We start from the raw sequence: 1,855 nt of genomic DNA on the forward strand, positions 1-1,855 counted from the left end.
GCGTCGCCGTCGTCGGACTGGGCCTGGTCGGCCAGCTCGCCGCCCGGCTGGCGCTGGCCAGCGGCTGCGACGTGGTGGGCATCGACCTGGCCGAACTGCCACTGGCCGCCGCCCGGGCGGTCGGGGTGTCCGCGCACGCCGAGGCGGGCGAGGCCACCACCGCGGCGGTGCTCGACTGGAGCCGCGGGCGCGGCGCGGACGCGGTGCTCGTCTGCGCGGCGGGCCGCTCGGCGAAGCCGGTGATGCGTGCCACCGCCCTCGCCCGCGACCGGGCGCATCTCGTCGTCGTCGGCGACGTCGGACTCGACCTCACCCGCACCCCGTTCTACGAGAAGGAACTGACCCTGCGCTTCGCCCGCTCCTACGGACCGGGTCGTTACGAGCGCAGCTACGAGGACTGGGGCGTCGACTACCCGGTCGGCCAGGTGCGCTGGACCGAGGGACGCAACCAGGAGGCCGTCCTGGATCTGCTCGCCACCGGCCGCCTGCAGGTCGACGACCTGGTCACCCACGCCTTCCCGATCGCCGACGCGCCGACGGCCTACCAGCTCGTCGCCGCCCGCACCGAGCCCTACCTCGCGATCCGCTTCGACTACCCGGCCCCGGCCCTGCCCCCGACCCCATGCGCCGGTTCGCCCGCCGATCCGTCTGTCGACCTGGCCGCTGACTCATCTGCCGCGGGTGCGGCGGTGCCGGTCGGCCTCCGGACCCGGGCGCGCATCCCGCGGCAACGGGGCACGAGTGCGACCGCGACCCGCCGAGGCAGCCGGGTGGGCTGGATCGGCGCCGGCGGCTTCTCCGGGTCGGTGCTGCTGCCCGCCTTCCGCGCCGCCGGGTTCGACCAGTTCGTCACGGTCGCCTCGGCCGGTGGACGCTCCGCCCGCGCGTTCGCCGACCGGCACGGGTTCGCCGGCGCCGTGGCCGGGGCCGACGCGGTGCTCGACGATGACGACATCGACGTCGTCGTCATCGCCACCCCGCACGCGACCCACGCCGAACTCGCCGTGCGGGCCCTGGAACGCGGCCGCCACGTGTGGTGCGAGAAGCCGCTGGCCCTCACCGTCGACGAGCTCGATCGGGTGGAACAGGCCGCGGCCACCGGCGGCGGCGCGCTGGTCGTCGGCTACAACCGGCGCTTCTCCCCGGCCCTGGTCGCCGCCCGGGCGGCGTTCGAACACCGGACGGGCCCGCTCAGCATGGTCTACCGGGTCGCCGCCGGCCCCGTCCCGGACGGCCACTGGTACCACGACCGGATCCAGGGCGGCCGGCTGCTCGGCGAGGTGTGCCATTTCGTCGACGCCTGCGCGGCGCTGGCCGCAAGTCCGGCCGAGGCGGTCACGGCGCTCGCCGGACGCGACGGCGAACTGCTGCTCGCCCCGGACCTCACCGTCTCGCTGCGCCACGTCGACGGCTCCCTGTCGACGATCGCCTACAGCTCGGCGCGGCCCCGCACGGCCCGCAAGGAACAGGTGGAGGCGCTCGCCGGCGACCGGCACGTGCGGCTGGACGACTATCGCGAGCTCGTCGTCGACGGGCAGACGGCGTGGCGGGGCGCCCAGGACAAGGGTCACCGCGAGGCCGCCGCGGCCTTCCTGCGGATGTGCCGGGGCGGCGACACCAGCCTCACCGCGGACCTGCTCGCCTCCAGCCGGGCCACGCTCGCCGCCGCCGACGCGCTCGGCGTCGACTCCGTCCGCCCCGTCGTGCCGACGCCGGCCTGATGATCCGCCCACCCGCGAGCACCATTCCTTCACTCCATCCGGTCAGGAAAGGACACCCGACGTGCCGCGTGCGCTGATTACCGGGATTACCGGGCAGGACGGGTTGTATCTGGGTGAGTTGTTGACCGCGAAGG

General features: G+C 75.1%; 1 protein-coding gene. It reads left to right on the forward strand.

The window, feature by feature from the left end:
- A partial coding sequence (locus ND747_RS16195) for a bi-domain-containing oxidoreductase (RefSeq protein ID WP_251734445.1) occupies positions 1 to 1,721 on the forward strand: 1,721 nt, incomplete at its 5' end.
- Positions 1,722 to 1,855 lie beyond the last annotated feature (134 nt).

This window comes from Frankia sp. R82 (assembly GCF_023716925.1).
Taxonomy (GTDB): Bacteria; Actinomycetota; Actinomycetes; order Frankiales; family Frankiaceae; genus Frankia.